This window comes from Piscinibacter gummiphilus (assembly GCF_032681285.1).
GTDB lineage: Bacteria > Pseudomonadota > Gammaproteobacteria > Burkholderiales > Burkholderiaceae_C > Rhizobacter > Rhizobacter gummiphilus_A.
In genome coordinates this window covers 1473802-1489367 of record NZ_CP136336.1, presented here as the reverse complement: position 1 = coordinate 1489367, position 15566 = coordinate 1473802, and the positions used below count along the sequence as shown (strand labels likewise).

17 protein-coding genes are annotated in these 15566 nt (G+C 66.7%); 2 read left to right on the top strand and 15 right to left on the bottom strand.

The features are described from left to right. Positions 1-1005 (top strand): chemotaxis protein CheX, encoded by a 1005-nt coding sequence (locus tag RXV79_RS07140; protein ID WP_316702706.1) that lies wholly within the window; start codon positions 1-3, stop codon positions 1003-1005. Positions 1006-1041: 36 nt separating this feature from the next. Then, positions 1042-1410, top strand: a complete 369-nt coding sequence (locus RXV79_RS07135) for a response regulator (RefSeq protein WP_257825430.1) — start codon at positions 1042-1044, stop codon at positions 1408-1410. Positions 1411-2103: 693 nt separating this feature from the next. Here RXV79_RS07135 and RXV79_RS07130 read toward each other — a convergent pair. From RXV79_RS07130 to fliG, 15 genes are all read right to left on the bottom strand, one after another. Continuing rightward, positions 2104-2919 carry a transporter gene (locus RXV79_RS07130; RefSeq protein WP_316702705.1) on the bottom strand — a complete coding sequence of 272 codons (816 nt, stop codon included), beginning with the start codon at positions 2917-2919 and terminating at the stop codon, positions 2104-2106. A 22-nt stretch (positions 2920-2941) separates the two neighbouring features. Further along, the gene (gene flhA, locus RXV79_RS07125) at positions 2942-5029 is read right to left on the bottom strand and encodes a flagellar biosynthesis protein FlhA (RefSeq protein WP_316702704.1); all 2088 of its coding nucleotides are present in this window, start codon (positions 5027-5029) and stop codon (positions 2942-2944) included. After that, the gene (locus RXV79_RS07120) at positions 5026-6189 is read right to left on the bottom strand and encodes an EscU/YscU/HrcU family type III secretion system export apparatus switch protein (protein WP_316702703.1); all 1164 of its coding nucleotides are present in this window, start codon (positions 6187-6189) and stop codon (positions 5026-5028) included. The genes flhA and RXV79_RS07120 overlap by 4 nt, the downstream gene beginning before the upstream one ends. An 87-nt stretch (positions 6190-6276) precedes the next feature. Then, entirely contained in the window at positions 6277-7038 is a 762-nt protein-coding gene (gene fliR, locus RXV79_RS07115) for a flagellar biosynthetic protein FliR (RefSeq protein ID WP_316702702.1), read from the bottom strand. A gap of 12 nt (positions 7039-7050) precedes the next feature. After that, positions 7051-7320, bottom strand: a complete 270-nt coding sequence (fliQ, locus tag RXV79_RS07110) for a flagellar biosynthesis protein FliQ (protein ID WP_257829049.1) — start codon at positions 7318-7320, stop codon at positions 7051-7053. Between the two features lie 10 nt (positions 7321-7330). Next, complete coding sequence (fliP, locus tag RXV79_RS07105; protein WP_413816690.1) at positions 7331-8083, bottom strand: flagellar type III secretion system pore protein FliP; 753 nt, start codon at positions 8081-8083, stop codon at positions 7331-7333. Positions 8084-8105: 22 nt separating this feature from the next. Then, on the bottom strand, positions 8106-8459 hold the full coding sequence (locus tag RXV79_RS07100) for a FliO/MopB family protein (protein WP_316702699.1): 354 nt from the start codon (positions 8457-8459) through the stop codon (positions 8106-8108). Further along, positions 8459-8890, bottom strand: coding sequence for a flagellar motor switch protein FliN (fliN, locus tag RXV79_RS07095; protein ID WP_316702698.1), 432 nt, complete (start codon positions 8888-8890; stop codon positions 8459-8461). The genes RXV79_RS07100 and fliN overlap by 1 nt, the downstream gene beginning before the upstream one ends. Further along, positions 8880-9884, bottom strand: coding sequence for a flagellar motor switch protein FliM (fliM, locus tag RXV79_RS07090; protein WP_316702697.1), 1005 nt, complete (start codon positions 9882-9884; stop codon positions 8880-8882). The genes fliN and fliM overlap by 11 nt, the downstream gene beginning before the upstream one ends. A 4-nt stretch (positions 9885-9888) precedes the next feature. Further along, a complete protein-coding gene (gene fliL / locus RXV79_RS07085) occupies positions 9889-10539 on the bottom strand; it encodes a flagellar basal body-associated FliL family protein (RefSeq protein ID WP_316702696.1) in 651 nt (216 codons plus the stop codon). A 138-nt stretch (positions 10540-10677) separates the two neighbouring features. Beyond that, a complete protein-coding gene (locus RXV79_RS07080) occupies positions 10678-11850 on the bottom strand; it encodes a flagellar hook-length control protein FliK (RefSeq protein WP_316702695.1) in 1173 nt (390 codons plus the stop codon). Between the two features lie 36 nt (positions 11851-11886). Next, a complete protein-coding gene (gene fliJ / locus RXV79_RS07075; RefSeq protein ID WP_316702694.1) occupies positions 11887-12354 on the bottom strand; it encodes a flagellar export protein FliJ in 468 nt (155 codons plus the stop codon). Between the two features lie 17 nt (positions 12355-12371). Next, complete coding sequence (gene fliI / locus RXV79_RS07070; RefSeq protein ID WP_316702693.1) at positions 12372-13808, bottom strand: flagellar protein export ATPase FliI; 1437 nt, start codon at positions 13806-13808, stop codon at positions 12372-12374. Beyond that, a complete protein-coding gene (locus RXV79_RS07065; RefSeq protein ID WP_316702692.1) occupies positions 13805-14572 on the bottom strand; it encodes a FliH/SctL family protein in 768 nt (255 codons plus the stop codon). Before RXV79_RS07065 ends, fliI begins: the two co-directional genes overlap by 4 nt. Then, positions 14559-15554 carry a flagellar motor switch protein FliG gene (gene fliG / locus RXV79_RS07060; protein WP_316702691.1) on the bottom strand — a complete coding sequence of 332 codons (996 nt, stop codon included), beginning with the start codon at positions 15552-15554 and terminating at the stop codon, positions 14559-14561. The genes RXV79_RS07065 and fliG overlap by 14 nt, the downstream gene beginning before the upstream one ends. Positions 15555-15566: the final 12 nt, after the last annotated feature.

The window sequence follows — 15566 nt, the reverse complement described above, 5'->3', positions numbered from 1 at the left end:
ATGAATCACCCCGCAACCCCGGCGGCGGTTGCTGCCGCTGAAACGTCCCTGGTCTCCAAGGTTCTGGTGCTCGACAGCGACCCCGCCCAGCATGCCTTGACCAAGGCTTTCTGCGAGGCGAACGATCTCGTGGCGGTGAAGGTGGCGGCGGGCAATGCGATGTCGGTGCTGCGCACCAATGTCGACCTCGGCGCCATCCTGCTGTGGGAGCACACCCGCGGCCCCGGTGGCGGCATCGCGATGGCCCGCGAGATCCACCAGGTGCGCCCCGACCTGCCGATCTTCCTGCGCCGCGACACCGAACCCACGCTCGACGGCCTGCCCGAGGCCGACCGCCGCCACTTCCGCGCGGCCTACACCATGCGCCACCTCGAAGTGCTGCGCGAAGCGGTGGCCTCGTCGCTCTTCAACCGCGTCTACCCCGGCGCGCTGGTGCGCGGCATCACCGAGGTGAGCAAGACGGCCATCGAGGTGCAGTTCAAGGACGTGCTGGTCGAGCACGATGCCCCCTGCCTCGTGAAGGACCGCATCATCTTCGGCGAGCTCTTCAGCATGATCCCGCTCGAGAGCAACTGGTGCCGCGGCTACATGATGCTGCAGACCGAAGAGCAGGAGCTGATGGACTTCGTGCGCTGCGAGACCTTCGGCACCGCGCACAACGAGGTCTCCAGCTTTCGCGAGATCAACAGCCTGCTCGGCGAAGCCACCAACATGGTGTGGGGCGCCTTCAAGAACCGCTTCATCAGCGACGAGCCCGACCACAGCCGCTCGCTGACGCAGGTGCCCATCATCGTGAACCACCGGCACCGCTACATCTCGTTTGGCTCCGACGACCCGCTCCTGTGCGTGAAGTACCGCCTGCACGACCGCCGAGACCCCGAGGTGCACCCGATCACGGTCTACCAGTGGTTCGCGTTCAACCTGTCGTGGTCGCCCGATAAGTTCAAGGAAAACATTCCTTCGGTGGATTCGATGTTCGCCTCGGGCGAACTCGAATTGTTCTGATCTTTTCTTTTTCTCCGACTGACAGAGGTAAATCAAATGGCCCAGATCCTGGTTGTGGACGATTCCAGCACCGTGCGCGTGGAGGTGAGCGACTTCCTGAAGAAGGCCGGCCTCGCGGTGGAAACCGCGGTCGACGGCCGCGACGGCCTGACCAAGCTCAAGAGCGACCCCGGCATCAAGCTCGTGGTGAGCGACGTGAACATGCCCAACATGGATGGGCTCACGATGGCCGAGAAGATCCGTGGGGAGCTGAACAACGCTGCGGTGAACATCATCATGTTGACGACGGAGAACTCGCCGATCATGAAGGAGCGGGGGAAGGCTGCCGGCATCAAGGGGTGGATCGTGAAGCCGTTCAAGGGGGATGCTGTGCTCGCTACTTTCAAGAAGTTGGCGGGGGCTTGAGGCTGGCTATTGCACTGCGTGGCGGGTTGCCGGGTCTCGGCCCGGCGGCCGACCTACTTTCTTTGCTTCGCCAAAGAAAGTAGGCAAAGAAAGTAGGCAAAGAAAGGCGACCCGACGGTGGCGGTCCGGCCTGTGGCCGGACTGCTCTGCGGTGCTCGGTCTTGAGGGGTCGTGCAGAACTCACTCCGCGCTCTTCGAGCGCTGCGTTCAGACAGCCGCCCGAAGTCAGTTGACGATGCGCGCTGGCGCGCGCCCCCTCAAGCCCTGCGCTCCTCGACGCCACCCACGGGTAGCCTTACGGCTCGCTTCGCATCGCCTCCAGGGCAGCGCTACGCGCACGCCCCCTCAAGCACGAGGCGAAGCGAGCCGAGAGTACGAGGCCAGCGAAGCTGGCGAGGGTATCCCGGGGCCCTTGAGAGCCGTCGAGCAGCGCAGGGCTTGGGGTGGCGTGCGAAGCACGCTTCGTGAACTGACTTCGGGCAGCTGTCTGAACGTAGCGAGCGAAGCTCGCGGAGTGAGTTCTGCCCGACACCCCAAGACCGAGCAGCGCAGAGTAGTCCGCCCTAGGCGGACCGAGCGAACGGGGTGCCCTTTCTTTTGGTCCCTTTTCTTTGGGCAAGCAAAGAAAAGGGACTCGCCCGCCGGGGCGAAATCCCGGCAACCCACCACGCAGTGCGGACGAAACCCGCCCCCTCAGAACCGGATGGCGATCCCCACACCCCACTGAAAGTCAGGTGACTCGGCAGTGAGGCCGCGCGCGATGCTGAAGTCGACCTGAAGCGAGTCGCTCAGAAGGCGTGTCACGCCAGCATCGAAGGTCATGACAGAGCCGCCGTTCTTCTTCGACGCAAGCTGCTGGCCCGCGAGTTCGACGAAGGTCTTCCAGGCAGGCGACCACGCCTTGCCCACCGTGACAGCAAGCATGCCGGCGGCGAAGCGCTTGCCAGCGTCGTTCTTGTCGACCACGACCCCCGGCATCACGCCCAAAGAAAGCCCATTCGGCAGCTCCCACTCCGCCACGCCACGCAAAGAAGGACGCAAGCCCTGGCCGCGGTAGGCGCCAGAGCCGCTGTAAGTGTCCACATGCAGCAGCCAGGCCACGCCAGGCTTGCCGGTGGCCTCGTCGCCATCCTGCATGTGCCACTTGAGGCCGAGTGCCGCGTCGGCGGTGCCGCGCTCGCGCTGGGTGCCGCTCGCATCGGTGCTGCTGCTGCGCGTGATGCCATCGCTTTCGACGCGGAACTCCAGCGTCTCGTTGAAACCCAGGCGCAGCAGCGTGGGGGTGATGGCCATGCGCGAGCGCACACCGTCGGCCCGGTTGCGCTCGGAGGCGAAGCCGGTCTCGATCTGCACGCGGCCCTTTCCCACCACGTCGCTCGACTCCACGAAATCGGGCCGGTCGGTGGCGATGCTGTCTTCTGCGGCGGCAGCCGGATTGAAGATGGCCGCCAGGCAGAAGAGTGCGCACGCCGCGGCGATCACCATCGCGGCGCTGGGTCTGTCGTTCATGGGCCTAGCCTTCGAGCAGGGGTCAGGCTTGTGCCCCGATCACGGCACCGATGCGGATCGAGTGCGTCTCGGGAATCTCGGAATGGCCCAGCACCCGCAGGCGCGGCGCTGCTCGCTTGAGCAGGCGGGCCATGGGGGCGCGGATCATGTCGGGCACCAAGAGGCAGGCCGGGTGGCCCAGGTCTTCCTGGCGCTTGGCCGACTGCGCGGCGCTGCGCGCAAGCGTGTCGGCCACGCCGGGGTCGAGCGCCGCACCGTGCGGCGAGTTGAGCGCCTGGGTGACCAGGCGTTCGAGGTCGGGTTCGAGCGCGATGACTTCCAGCTCCTGCACCGGGCCGTAGATCTGCTGCACGATCGCCGGGGCGATGTGGATGCGGATGCGGCGGGCCAGCTCGGCCGGGTCGCTCACGGTCGACGAATGTTCGGCCAGGCACTCCACGATGGAGCGCATGTCGCGGATGTGCACGCCCTCTTCGAGCAGCAGCTGCAGCACCTTCTGCAGCGAGGGGATGCTCACCATCTTGGGCACCACGTCTTCGATCATGCGCGGCGCGAGCTTGGTCACGTGCTCCACGAGCTGCTGCACTTCCACCCGGCCGAGCAAGCGCGCGGCATGCATCTGCATCAGGTGCGACAGGTGCGTGGCGATCACGGTCGAGCAGTCGACCACGGTGAAGCCGTTCATCTGCGCAGCTTCGCGCTGGCGTTCTTCGATCCACACCGCGGGCAGGCCGAAGGCCGGATCGGTGGTCTTGGTGCCGATGAGGTTGGTCGTGGCCCCACCCGGGTTGATGGCGAGCAGCATGCCGGGGAAGGCTTCGCCCTCGCCCACCACCGCACCGCGCAGCGTGAGGCGGTACATGCTGGGCTTCAACTCGAGGTTGTCGCGGATGTGCACCGGCGGCGGCAGGAAGCCCACGTCTTGCGCGAACTTGCGGCGCACGCCCTTGATGCGCTGGAGCAGGTCGCCGTTCTTGGCCTTGTCGACCAGCGCGATCAGGCGGTAGCCCACTTCCAGGCCCAGGGTGTCGACGGGTTGCAGGTCGTCCCAGGTGGCTTCGGCGTTCGGCTCGGCGGCCACGGCCGGGGTGGGCGGGGCGAGTTTGGCGCGCTGGTTGCGCCGGTGCATCCACCAGGCGCCGTAGCCAAGGCTGGCGGCGATCATCAGGAAGACAAAATGCGGCATGCCGGGGATGAGGCCCAGCAGGCCGATGACACCCGCGGTGATGGCCAGCGTGCGCGGCGAATTAAACACCTGGCTGCTGATCTGCGTGCCGACGTCCTGCTCCTTGCCGACGCGCGAGACGACCATCGCCGCCGCCACCGAGATCAGCAGTGCGGGCACCTGTGCGACGAGCGCATCGCCGATGGCCAGCAGGATGTAGCTGTTGGCGGCCTGCCCGGCCGACAGGCTGTGCTGCACCACGCCGATGATGAAGCCGCCGATGATGTTGATGAAAAGGATGAGCAAGCCCGCCATCGCGTCGCCGCGCACGAACTTGGAGGCACCGTCCATGGAGCCGAAGAATTCTGCTTCGGCGCCCACTTCTGCGCGGCGGCGCTTGGCTTCCTTCTCGTCGATGAGGCCGGCGTTCAGGTCGGCGTCGATCGCCATCTGCTTGCCGGGCATCGCATCGAGGGTGAAGCGCGCTGCCACTTCGGCGATGCGCTCCGCACCCTTGGTCACCACCACGAAGTTGATGACCACGAGGATCGCGAAGACGATCAGGCCGACCGCGAAGTTGCCGCCGATCAGGAAGTGGCCGAAGGATTCGATCACCTTGCCGGCCGCGCCCGGGCCGGTGTGGCCTTCCATCAGCACCACGCGGGTGGAGGCGATGTTGAGCGACAGGCGCATCAGCGTGGTGAGCAGGATGACCGTCGGGAAGGCCGAGAAATCGAGCGGGCGCACCATGTAGGCGGCCACCACCATCACCATCAGCGCCATCGCGATGTTGAGGGTGAAGAGCATGTCGAGCGCGAAGGCCGGCAGCGGCAACACCATCATCGCAAGCACGAGGATGATGAACACCGGCGCCATCAGCGCCTTCATCGCCCCCGCGTGCTGTGGCCCGAGCCAGGACTGCAACTGCTTCATCACGCCATTCATTCGATCACCTCGTCAGGCACCCAGCCCGGCTTGTTGTGCGGGTCCAGCTCCGGCGGCACGCTGAGTTCGGGCAACGCGCCCGGCATCGCCACACGGCCGGCGATGGCCGCGCGCAACTGGTACACGTAGGCCAGCACCTGCGCCACGGCGGAGAAGAGCGCCGCGGGAATCTCGCGGTCGACCTCCGCATGGGCATAGAGCGCACGCGCGAGCACCGGCGCTTGCAGCACCGGCACCTGGGAGTCCCGGGCCGTGTCGCGGATCTTGAAGGCCATCAGGTCGGCGCCCTTGGCCACCACCTTCGGCGCGCCCATCTTGGCGTCGTCGTACTTGAGCGCCACCGCATAGTGGGTCGGGTTCATCACCACCAGGTCGGCGTTGGGGATGGCGGCCAGCATGCGCTTGTTGGCCATCTCGCGCATGCGGGCACGCGCCTTGGCCTTCACTTCCACGTTGCCCTCGGTCTCCTTCTGCTCCTGCTTCATTTCCTGGTGGCTCATCTTGAGCCGCTGGGCGTGCAGGAACTTCTGCAATGGCACGTCGACCGTCGCAAAGAGCGCGAGCGCCAGCAGGAGCAGCAGCATGCCGCCCACGATGGCGGTGCCGGCGTGCGACAGAGCGGCCGGCAGCGCCATGGTGAGCGCACCGCCGAAGGTGTCGATGTTGGCGCGCAGGTAGAGCGCGCCGATGGTGCCGAGGATGAGCGCCAGCAGCGAGGCCTTGAGCGCGTCGATCAGCTGCTGCTTCGAGAAGATGCGCGGGATGCCGGTGATCGGGTTGAGCTTGCCGAAGTTGGGCATGAGCGGCTTGAAGGTCCACACCCATCCACCCGCGAAGACGCTGGCCGCCAGCGCCACGATCATCATCAGCGCGCCCAGCGGCAACACGATCAGGAGCATCTGCATCGCCAGATCGGCCAGGCGCTGGGTCATGAATTCGGGCGACTGCACCGCCGCCGCGTTGAAGCGCAGACCGTTGGTGAGCAGCTTGCCCGACCAGTGCGTGATCTGCGGGGCCGCGGCGACGACAGCGGCGCCGCCCACCGCGATGGCGGCGAAGTGCCCCAGGTCGCGCGAACGGACGACCTGGCCCTCTTTGCGGGCTTTGTCCAGCTTCCGTTGCGAAGCTGGCAGGTTGCGGTCTTGGTCGGAGGCGGCCATGGATGGGGGTGGTAGTCCCCATCATTGTTTCGATTCGCGGCGGAATCTTGAGCCGAATAAGAGGGCAAAGGCCCGGCCAGTTCCGTCCTACTGGAACCGGGACAGCATTTGTTCCAGCACCATCGTGAACGGCGCCTGCATCATCGGCAGGGTGAGCAGCACCCCGAAGAGGCCCACGGCCAGGGTGATGGGGAAGCCGATGGCGAAGATGTTCATCTGCTGCGACACGCGCGAGATCACGCCCAGCACCAGGTTGACGAAGAGCAGCATGGTCACCATGGGCAGCGCGATCCACAGGCCCAGCTGGAACACTTCCGCGCCCCAGGTGTGCGGCTGCAAGGTTCGCAGGAAGGCAAACGGCTCGGGAGACACCGGGAAGGCATTGAAGCTGCCCACCAGCGCCATGATGATGAGCAGGTGGCCGTTGATCACGATGAAGAGCCAGGCCACCGTGGTGCCGAAGAAGCGGCCGACCGCGGTGCCCGCCCCGCCGGTGGACGGGTCGAAGAAGCCGGCGTAGTTGAGGCCCATCTGCAGGCCCACGAGTTCACCGGCGAACTCGATGGCGGCAAAGACGATGCGCGCCGCGAAGCCGAGCGTGAGACCCACCAGCACCTGCTGGATGACGACGAGCACCGCCACCGCGGAGTTCAGCTGGATCACCGGCATCGCCGGCAGCGAGGCCTGAGCGCAGACCGTGATGAGAAACGCGAGCGCCACCCGGATGCGCATCGGCACCTGCCGCTGCGACAGCACCGGGATGGTGGTGAACAGCGCCAGCGTGCGGAGGAACGGCCACAGGAGCAGCGTGAGCCACTCCATGACCTGGGCGTCGTTGAAGGTGAGCACGAGACGCCCGGGCTAGCCGACCGCGCCCGGAATCGAGGTGATCGTGCGCTGGATGAATTCGACCAGCGTCGTCATCATCCAAGGGCCGGCAATCGCCATCACGGCCACGGCCGCCACCAGCTTGGGCACGAACGACAGCGTCGACTCATGGATCTGCGTGGCCGCCTGGAAGATGCTCACGAGCAGGCCCACGCCGAGGATGACCAGCAGCACGGGTGCGGCCACCATCAGCAGGAGGTAGAGGCCCTGTTGGCCGACGGTGAAGACTTGTTGGGAATCCATGGTGCGTTCTCTACTGCGCGAAGCTTGCCGCCAGCGAACCCAGGAGCAGGTTCCAGCCATCGGCCAGCACGAAGAGCATCAGCTTGAAGGGCAAGGCGACCAGCACCGGGCTCAGCATCATCATGCCCAGGCTCATCAGCACGCTGGCCACAATCATGTCGATCACCAGGAACGGGATGAAGATGAGAAAGCCGATCTGGAAGGCGCTTTTCAGCTCGCTGGTCACAAAGGCGGGCACGAGCACCTTGAAAGGCACGTCGGCGGCCTTCACGCTGGGGTCGACCTTGGCGAGCTTGGCGAAGAGGGCCACGTCGGACTGGCGGGTCTGCTTGAGCATGAACTCGCGCATGGGCACTTCGCCACGCTTGAGCGCTTCGTCGAACGCGATCTTGTTTTCAGCGTAAGGCTGGTAGGCCTGCGCGTAGACCTTGTCGAGCGTCGGGCTCATCACGAAGAAGGTGAGGAAGAGGCTCAGGCCCACGATCACCTGGTTGGGCGGCGCCGACTGCGTGCCGAGTGCCTGGCGCAAGAGGCTCAGCACGATCACGATGCGGGTGAAGCCCGTCATCAAGAGCAGCACGGCCGGCAGGAAGCTCAACGCCGTGAAGAAGAGCAGCGTCTGGATGGGCACCGAGTAGCTGGTGCCACCCGCGCCCTGCCCCACCACGAGCGGCAGGCTCGGGCCGCCGGCTTGTTGGGCTAAAGCCATGCAAGGAACGGCCGAAATCAACGACAGGCCGGCAAGGCGCGCCACGCGCTTCATGCGGGGCGAAAAAAAAGCGAGATCAGTGTCCACCACTGGGTCCTTGGGGATCGCGGCGCAGCTTGGCGAGCAGTTGCGCAAAAGGGGGCACCGGCTGGCCGGCGGTCAGTGCGGCGTCGGCCTGCGGCGGCATGGTGTGCAGCGTGGTGATGGTCTGCGCGGTCACACCGAGCACGAGCCACTGGCGGTCGGCGCCCTGCCCCACTTCGACGGTGACGATGCGCTGGCTGGGCGAGAGCGGCAGCATCGCGACGCTGCGCATCACGCCCTGGCCGCCAGCGCCGCCCATCGGGGTGCGCTTGAGCAGCCACAAGGCGGCCGGGATCATCGCGACGATGGCGATGAACCACAGGATCGAGGTGATACCCGTAGACATCAGCCGCCTTTGGAGAGGCGACGCATGCGCTCGCTCGGCGTCACGATGTCCGTCAAGCGGATACCGAACTTGTCGTTCACCACCACCACCTCGCCCTGGGCGATCAGGTAGCCGTTGACCAGCACGTCCATCGGCTCGCCGGCCAGCGCGTCGAGTTCGACCACCGAGCCCTGCGCCAGCTGCAGGATGTGCTTGATGGGGATGCGCGTGCGACCCAGTTCCACGGTGAGCTGCACCGGGATGTCCAGGATCATGTTGATGTCGTTGCCCGCGGCTGCCGGGTTGGCCTGGCCGAAGTTCTGGAAGGCCACGGGCGCGGCCTCGCTCTGCACTTCGGAGGCGACCTCGGGCTTGGCTTCGGCGAGTGCGGCGGCCCACTCGGCGGCCATCGCGTCTTCGGCAGACTGGGGGGTGTTTTCTTCAGCTGACATTGTTCTCTCCAAGCCAGGTCATGTTCGAACTGGACAACATGCGATCGATCTTGAGGGCGTACTTGCCGTTGGACGTGCCGTAGTGGCAGTCGAAGATGGGCACGCCCACCACCTTGCCCTGGATGCCGGCTTCGAGGTCGAGCTCGATGAAATCGCCCGGCTTGAAGGCGAGCAGCTGCTCGACCGTGGCATCGGCCTTGGCGAGCTCCGCCACGACCTCGACCTCGGCGGCCTGGATCTGCTGCTTCATCAGGTTGACCCAGCGGCGATCCGGCTCGTTGCTGTCGCCCTGGATGGTCGAATACAGCACGTCGCGGATCGGCTCCAGCGTGGCGTAGGGAATGCAGAAATGGATGGTGCCGGTGGTGTCGCCGATCTCGAGCGTGAAGCTCGTGGCGACCACGATCTCGCTCGGCGTGGCGATGTTGGCGAACTGGGGCTGCATCTCCGAGCGCTGGTAGTCAAGCTCCAGCGGGTAGATGCCGTGCCAGGCCTTCTTGTACTCGGCGGTGATCACTTCCACCAGGCGCAGAATGATGCGCTGCTCGGTGGGCGAGAAATCGCGGCCTTCGATGCGGGTGTGAAACTTGCCGGCGCCGCCGAAGAGCGCGTCGATCACGGCGAACACGAGCGTCGGGTCGCACACGATGAGACCCGAGCCGCGCAGCGGCCGCACGCTCATGATGTTGAAGTTGGTGGGCACCACGATCTCGCGCAGGAAGGCGCTGTACTTCTGCACCTTGATGCCGCCGATCGAAATCTCGGGGCTGCGGCGGATGAAGTTGAAGAGACCGATGCGGATGTTGCGCGCGAAGCGCTCGTTGATGATTTCCATCGTGGGCATGCGCCCACGGACGATCCGTTCCTGGCTGGCGATGTCGTAGTCGCGTACGCCGCCGGTGGGCGCATCTTCCTGCTCGAGCTTCTGGCTCTCGCCGGTGATGCCTTGCAGCAGTGCATCGACTTCGTCTTGCGACAGGATTTGCTGGTTCATGTTCTTACTGAACGATGAAGTTCGAGAAGTGGACGCGCTTGATCGGGCTACCGGAGCCGTGCGATGCCTTCTTCTTCTTTTTCTTGGGCTGGTCCTCGTCTTCCACCTCGTCGTCGGTGGACTCGACCTGCGCAACGGGCTCGTCCTTCATCTCGATGCCCAGCGGCAAGCCGGCCTCGCGCATGATGTCTTTCGCCAGGGCCAGCTTGCCCTCGCGCGAGAGCAGCTGCCCCGAGGTCTTGTGCGACAGCACCATCAGGATGCCGTTGCGGATGGCCGGCATGTAGGCCTTCATCTCTTCGGCGAACTTGGCGTCTTCGACTTCCAGAGTGACGCCGATCTGGGCGTAGCGGTCGCTTTCCTTGTCGGCGAGGTTGACGACGAAGGGCTCCAGCGGCACGAACACGGGCGGGTGCTTGGCGGCGTCCTTGCGGCGCGCTTCTGCGGCGGCGGCAGCGCTGGCCTCGCCACCGTCTTCTTCCTCGGCGGCGGCTGCCGCAGCGGCCCGCTTCTTCATCACGACCACGGCCGCAGCACCACCCCCCAGCACCAGCACGAGCACGGCCGCGAGGATGATGATCAGCTTCTTCTTGCCCTTCGGGGCAGGGGCATCGCCGGCAACGGCATCGGCCGTGGCGGCAGCGGCTTTGGACATGGACACTCCTTCAATGGAGAGCCCGCACGGGGCTCTGCTTGAAGGAAATTATGAAAACCGGGGCGGTTTTCGATGGCCCGATAAGCGGGGGGAAAGTCCGGCTTCCGCGAAGCGGAGCCCTCACTCCGGCGCCGACGCTCAGGCGTAGACGTCGACTCCGCCTTCGGAGACGCGGCTCACGACGCGGCGGGATGTGACATCCGTCTCAACTCCGCCAAGTGCGCGGGAGTTGCCGTCACCACGTTCACCCCGCCCATCGCCCTCGCCCTGCTCACGCCCGCGGGCCTGGCTGTGCACGCCACCCCCGGAAAGCGTGAACCCTGCCTCGCGCAGCGAGGCGGCGAGTTCGGGCAGGCCGTTCTCGATGATCTGCCGCGTGGCGGCCGAGTCGGCACCGAAATTAACCTGCGCCTGCGTGCCGTCGATGGCGATCTGCACCGAGATCGGGCCCATCTCGGCCGGGTTGAGGTGCAGCTCGGCCTGCTGGATGCCGTCCTTGGCGAGCACGCTCACCTGCACGCCGAGTTCGCGGGCGAACTCGGGCGCGGTGGCCTGCGTGGGCACCTGCACCGCCACCGGGGCGGTGGTCTCGCCGGTGCGCGAGGCGGCGTGGGTCGTCGCCACGCCCACGGCATGCGGGGTCTGCAGTTCCTGCGCGGGTTTCACGTCGCGCCGGCTGTCGTCGGCCTGGGCCAGCGCGGCCTTGAACGAGGGGCTTTCCGCCGCATCGCGGGTCGTCGGCTCGGGTTTGGCCTTGAGCTCGCGCGCTTCCTGGGCGGCGTCTTGCGCCTTCACGTCCTTGCCGGCAGCGGCCAGCGCGCCGCGCGCGCCGCCCTTCTTCGAGGCCTCGGCCGTGTCAGCGAGCTCGTCGCTTGCTGCGGCAGCCCTGCCCTTGCCGGCTTCGGCCTCCGGCGGCACCACCGGCCGCTGCAGCGAGGCCAGCCAGTCGGCCAGGGCCGGGTCGGCGGCGGGGGCTTCGGCCTCGGGCTTGTCGGCGCACTCCACGGCATCGGCCTCGCCTTCGGCCTTTGCCGCCTTGTCGGTACGGGTTTCGGATTCGGCCTTCTGGCCCTTGTCGGCCTTGCCGGCTTTCTCGGCCTTCTCGGACTTGTGGCCACGCTCGCTCGCGTGCGCGGGCTTCGGCGCGGCGGCCTCGGGTGCGGCGTCAGGCGTGGGAGCTTCCGCTTCGCGCGCCTGGGCCTGGCTCAGCATCTGCGAGAAGCCGGGTTGCGAGGACGGCGCCGGTGCCGCAGGCTGTGCCGGCATCTGCGGCGCAACCGGCGGAACGAAAGACGAGATGGCGGGGTTCATGGTCGTGGCTCGGTGCTCGATCGGTGTGCGGCGGGCTCAGGCGGCGATGGAGCGCTGCTGCAGCTGCGCCCAGGCGGCACGCGCCGCGAATTCGTCGGTCTGCTTCTGGTCGCGGCGATCGGCGGCGATGCGCTGCTCGGTGAGGCGGCGCTCGAGCAGCTTGCGCACCGAGGCCACACGCATCTCCTGCTCGCGCAGGTCTTCACGCGCCTGCTCGACCTTGCGCTCGGCGTGCGCAGCGATGTGCTGCTGCTGCTCGATGGCCTGGGTGAGGCGGCTGCTGAAGCCCTGGTAGCACTGGAGGATGCTGACCGAGTTGTTGCTCTTGAACTGTTCGCGGAAACGCGCTTCGTACTCGCCGCGGTAGGCCACCAGCTGGTCGGCCTGGCTCTGCGCGGCGGCAAAGCTGTCATTCGCCTGCTGCAGCAGCGCCACGGCGGTGTCGCGCTCGCGTTCGGCCTGGCCCAGCAAAGCCATCAGAGGATCGATCGAAGGGTTGCTCATGGTGCAGCCTCAGTGATTCAGTGGGTGGTGAGCTCGCGCAGTTCGCGCAGGCTCTGGGTGAGGGACGCGGGCCGGTGCATGTCCTGCTGCAGCAGCGACACCATCTGCGGGTGCAGGCGCACCGCGGTGTCGAGCTCGGGGTCATGGCCGGGGGTGTAGGCGCCGAGCTGTATCAGGTCGCGCGCCTTGTTGTACTTGGCATGCAGCTGGCGGAAGCGGCGGGCGGCATCGATGTGCGCACCTTCGCTTACGTTGTTCATCACGCGCGAGATCGAGCGCTCGATGTCGATGGCCGGGTAGTGGCCGGCTTCGGCCAGCTCGCGGCTCAGCACGATGTGGCCGTCGAGGATGCCTCGGGCCGCATCGGCGATCGGGTCCTGCTGGTCGTCGCCTTCGCTGAGCACGGTGTAGAAGGCGGTGATCGAGCCCACGCCGTGGATGCCGTTGCCGCTGCGCTCCACCAGCTGCGGCAGCTTGGCGAAGCAGCTCGGCGGGTAGCCCTTGGTGGCCGGCGGCTCGCCGATGGCGAGTGCAATCTCGCGCTGTGCCATCGCATAGCGGGTGAGCGAATCCATCAGCAGCAGCACATGCTGACCACGGTCGCGGAAGTGTTCGGCAATGGCGGTGGCGTAGTTGGCGCCCTGCATGCGGGTGAGCGGCGGTGCGTCGGCCGGCGCGGCCACGACCACCGAGCGGCGGATGCCGTCTTCGCCCAGGATGTCTTCGATGAACTCTTTCACTTCACGGCCACGCTCGCCGATGAGCCCGACCACGATCACGTCGGCCGCGGTGTAGCGGGCCATCATGCCCAGCAGCACCGACTTGCCGACGCCCGTGCCGGCAAAGAGGCCGATGCGCTGGCCGCGGCCCACGGTGAGCATGCTGTTGATGGCACGCACGCCGGTGTCGAGCGGTTGGCGGATGGGGTCGCGGTCCATTGCGTTGATGGAGCGGCGCACGAGCGGCTCCTTCTGCACGTGGTGCAGCGGGCCCTTGCGGTCGATGGGGTGGCCGTGCGAGTCGATCACGCGGCCGAGCAGGCCGTCACCCACCGGCAGGTGCTGCGTGCGGTCTTCGCCGCGGCGCCAGGGGTGGTTGGGGGTGGCAAGTTGCAGCGGCACGATGGGCGAGGGGCGCGGCACCACGCGGGCGCCGCTCGCCAGGCCCTGCACGTCGCTGCTGGTGGGCATGAGGTAGGCGCGGTCGCCCGAGAAGCCCACCACCTCGGCCAGCACGGGCGGCACGTTGTGGTGGTCGTCCATGTGGATCTGGCACACCGAGCCCACCGGCACGCGGATGCCCGCGGCTTCGAGCACGAGGCCGGCCACGCGCACCAGCGTGCCCTGCGTCTCCAGCGGCACGGGGTCGGCGGCGAAGTTCTGCAGGTCGGCGAGGTAGCGGTGCCACTTCTCGCCCTGCTCCATGGCATGGGTTTCGATGGGCGAGGCGATCATGGTGTGCCCCTCTCGTCATCCATCGCGGTGTCTTCATCGGCCGACGGGCCGCCGTTCCAGCGTTCGTCGCAGCCGAGCGAGGCGGCGGCGCGGCGCCAGCGGGTCTCCACGCTTGCGTCGATCACGCCGATGTCGGACTCGACCACACAGCCGCCACGGGTGATCTCGCTGTCGGAGATCACACGCCCGCCACGCGCTTCGATCACCTCGGCGGCGCCTTGGGCCACGAGGGCATGGTCGTCGGGGTGCACGCGCAGCGTGATGTGCTGGGCGCTGCGCAGGAGGGTGTCGACCGCTTCCTGCGCCACGGCGGCCACCAGTTCGGGGCGCTGCTTGAGTTCGCTGCGCACGATCTGGCGCGCAAGGTGCGTGGCCGAGACGGCCAGGGCGCGGGCCATGTCCTGCTGCAAAGCGTCGAGCTGGCGGTTGTACGACTCGGCGATGGCGCCCATCTGCGCGGTGATCTGCGCGGCGTAGCTCTGCTTGAAGCCGTCGAGCGCCACCAGGCCGTCGCGGTAGCCGTCTTGATAGCCCGACGTGCGCGCGGCCTTGACGTGGGCGGCGAGCTCCTCTTCGGGCGAGGGCTTGGGTGGCGCGGGCGGAGCCGGGGGCTCGGCACGCTGCACGGGGGCTTGCGGCGCGTCTTCGTTGCCGGTGAGGGCACCGGGCTTCCACGCGGCGAAGGAGTTCAACTCCTCGCGTGGGATGAACCGGGCGTAGGGGGACGCCGGCTTGGGCGCGCCGCCGTTTTTAGAGGAACTCATCGTCGCCGCCACCGCCCAACACGATCTGGCCTTCGTCGGCCAGGCGTCTCACGATCTTGAGCATTTCCTTCTGCTCGGCTTCGACTTCGGAGACACGCACCGGGCCGCGCGACTCGAGGTCTTCGCGCAGCGTCTCGGCGGCGCGGGTCGACATGTTCTTGAACACCTTCTCGCGCATCTCGGGCGTCGCACCCTTGAGCGCGATCACGAGCGACTCGCTCTGCACCTCCTTCAGCAGCAGCTGGATGCCCTTGTCGTCGACCTTCTCCAGGTCGTCGAAGGTGAACATGTTGTCCATGATCTTCTGGGCCAACTCGTTGTCGGCTTCGCGGATGTAGTCGAGCACCGCGGTCTCGACGCTGCCGCCCAGCAGGTTGATCATCTCGGCCGCCGTCTTCACGCCGCCGAGCGAGGCCTTGCGCAGCTTGTCACCGCCGGCGAGCACCTTGCTCATCACCTCGTTCAGGTCTTTCAGCGCCGAGGGCTGGATGCCGTCGAGCGTGGCCACGCGCACCAGCACTTCGTTGCGCTGGCGCTCGGTAAAACATTTCAGGACACCGGACGCCTGGTCGAAGTCGAGGTGCACGAGGATGGCCGCCACGATCTGCGGGTGCTCGTTGCGCAGCAGCTCGGCCACCGAGTTGGAGTCCATCCACTTCAGGCTTTCGATGCCGGAGACGTCGCCCCCCTGCAGGATGCGGTCGATCAGCAGGTTGGCCTTGTCTTCGCCGAGGGCCTTGCGCAGCACCGCCTTCACGTATTCGTCGGTGTCGGTCACGAGCATGCTCTGCTCGGAGGCCACCGAGGCGAACTTGGTGAGCACGTCGTCGAGCTTCTCGCGCGGAATGCTCTTCATGCGGGCGATGGTCTCGCCCAGGCCTTGCACTTCCTTCGGCGTGAGGTGCTTGAAGACCTCGGAGGCTTCTTCCTCGCCGAGGGACATCAGCAGTATCGCGGCGTCTTCCAGACCCTGTGCATCCATGATGTTGTTTCG

Excerpts from the sequence above, each read along its gene's own strand:
- fliG (WP_316702691.1), bottom strand. The coding sequence starts at position 15,554 with ATGGATGCACAGGGTCTGGAAGACGCCGCGATACTGCTGATGTCCCTC.
- fliI (WP_316702693.1), bottom strand. The coding sequence starts at position 13,808 with ATGATCGCCTCGCCCATCGAAACCCATGCCATGGAGCAGGGCGAGAAG.
- fliN (WP_316702698.1), bottom strand. The coding sequence starts at position 8,890 with ATGTCAGCTGAAGAAAACACCCCCCAGTCTGCCGAAGACGCGATGGCC.
- fliQ (WP_257829049.1), bottom strand. The coding sequence starts at position 7,320 with ATGGATTCCCAACAAGTCTTCACCGTCGGCCAACAGGGCCTCTACCTC.
- RXV79_RS07080 (WP_316702695.1), bottom strand. The coding sequence starts at position 11,850 with ATGAACCCCGCCATCTCGTCTTTCGTTCCGCCGGTTGCGCCGCAGATG.
- RXV79_RS07135 (WP_257825430.1), top strand. The coding sequence starts at position 1,042 with ATGGCCCAGATCCTGGTTGTGGACGATTCCAGCACCGTGCGCGTGGAG.
- RXV79_RS07120 (WP_316702703.1), bottom strand. The coding sequence starts at position 6,189 with ATGGCCGCCTCCGACCAAGACCGCAACCTGCCAGCTTCGCAACGGAAG.
- RXV79_RS07100 (WP_316702699.1), bottom strand. The coding sequence starts at position 8,459 with ATGTCTACGGGTATCACCTCGATCCTGTGGTTCATCGCCATCGTCGCG.
- flhA (WP_316702704.1), bottom strand. The coding sequence starts at position 5,029 with ATGAATGGCGTGATGAAGCAGTTGCAGTCCTGGCTCGGGCCACAGCAC.
- RXV79_RS07140 (WP_316702706.1), top strand. The coding sequence starts at position 1 with ATGAATCACCCCGCAACCCCGGCGGCGGTTGCTGCCGCTGAAACGTCC.
- fliJ (WP_316702694.1), bottom strand. The coding sequence starts at position 12,354 with ATGAGCAACCCTTCGATCGATCCTCTGATGGCTTTGCTGGGCCAGGCC.
- fliL (WP_316702696.1), bottom strand. The coding sequence starts at position 10,539 with ATGTCCAAAGCCGCTGCCGCCACGGCCGATGCCGTTGCCGGCGATGCC.
- RXV79_RS07130 (WP_316702705.1), bottom strand. The coding sequence starts at position 2,919 with ATGAACGACAGACCCAGCGCCGCGATGGTGATCGCCGCGGCGTGCGCA.
- RXV79_RS07065 (WP_316702692.1), bottom strand. The coding sequence starts at position 14,572 with ATGAGTTCCTCTAAAAACGGCGGCGCGCCCAAGCCGGCGTCCCCCTAC.
- fliP (WP_413816690.1), bottom strand. The coding sequence starts at position 8,083 with ATGAAGCGCGTGGCGCGCCTTGCCGGCCTGTCGTTGATTTCGGCCGTT.
- fliM (WP_316702697.1), bottom strand. The coding sequence starts at position 9,884 with ATGAACCAGCAAATCCTGTCGCAAGACGAAGTCGATGCACTGCTGCAA.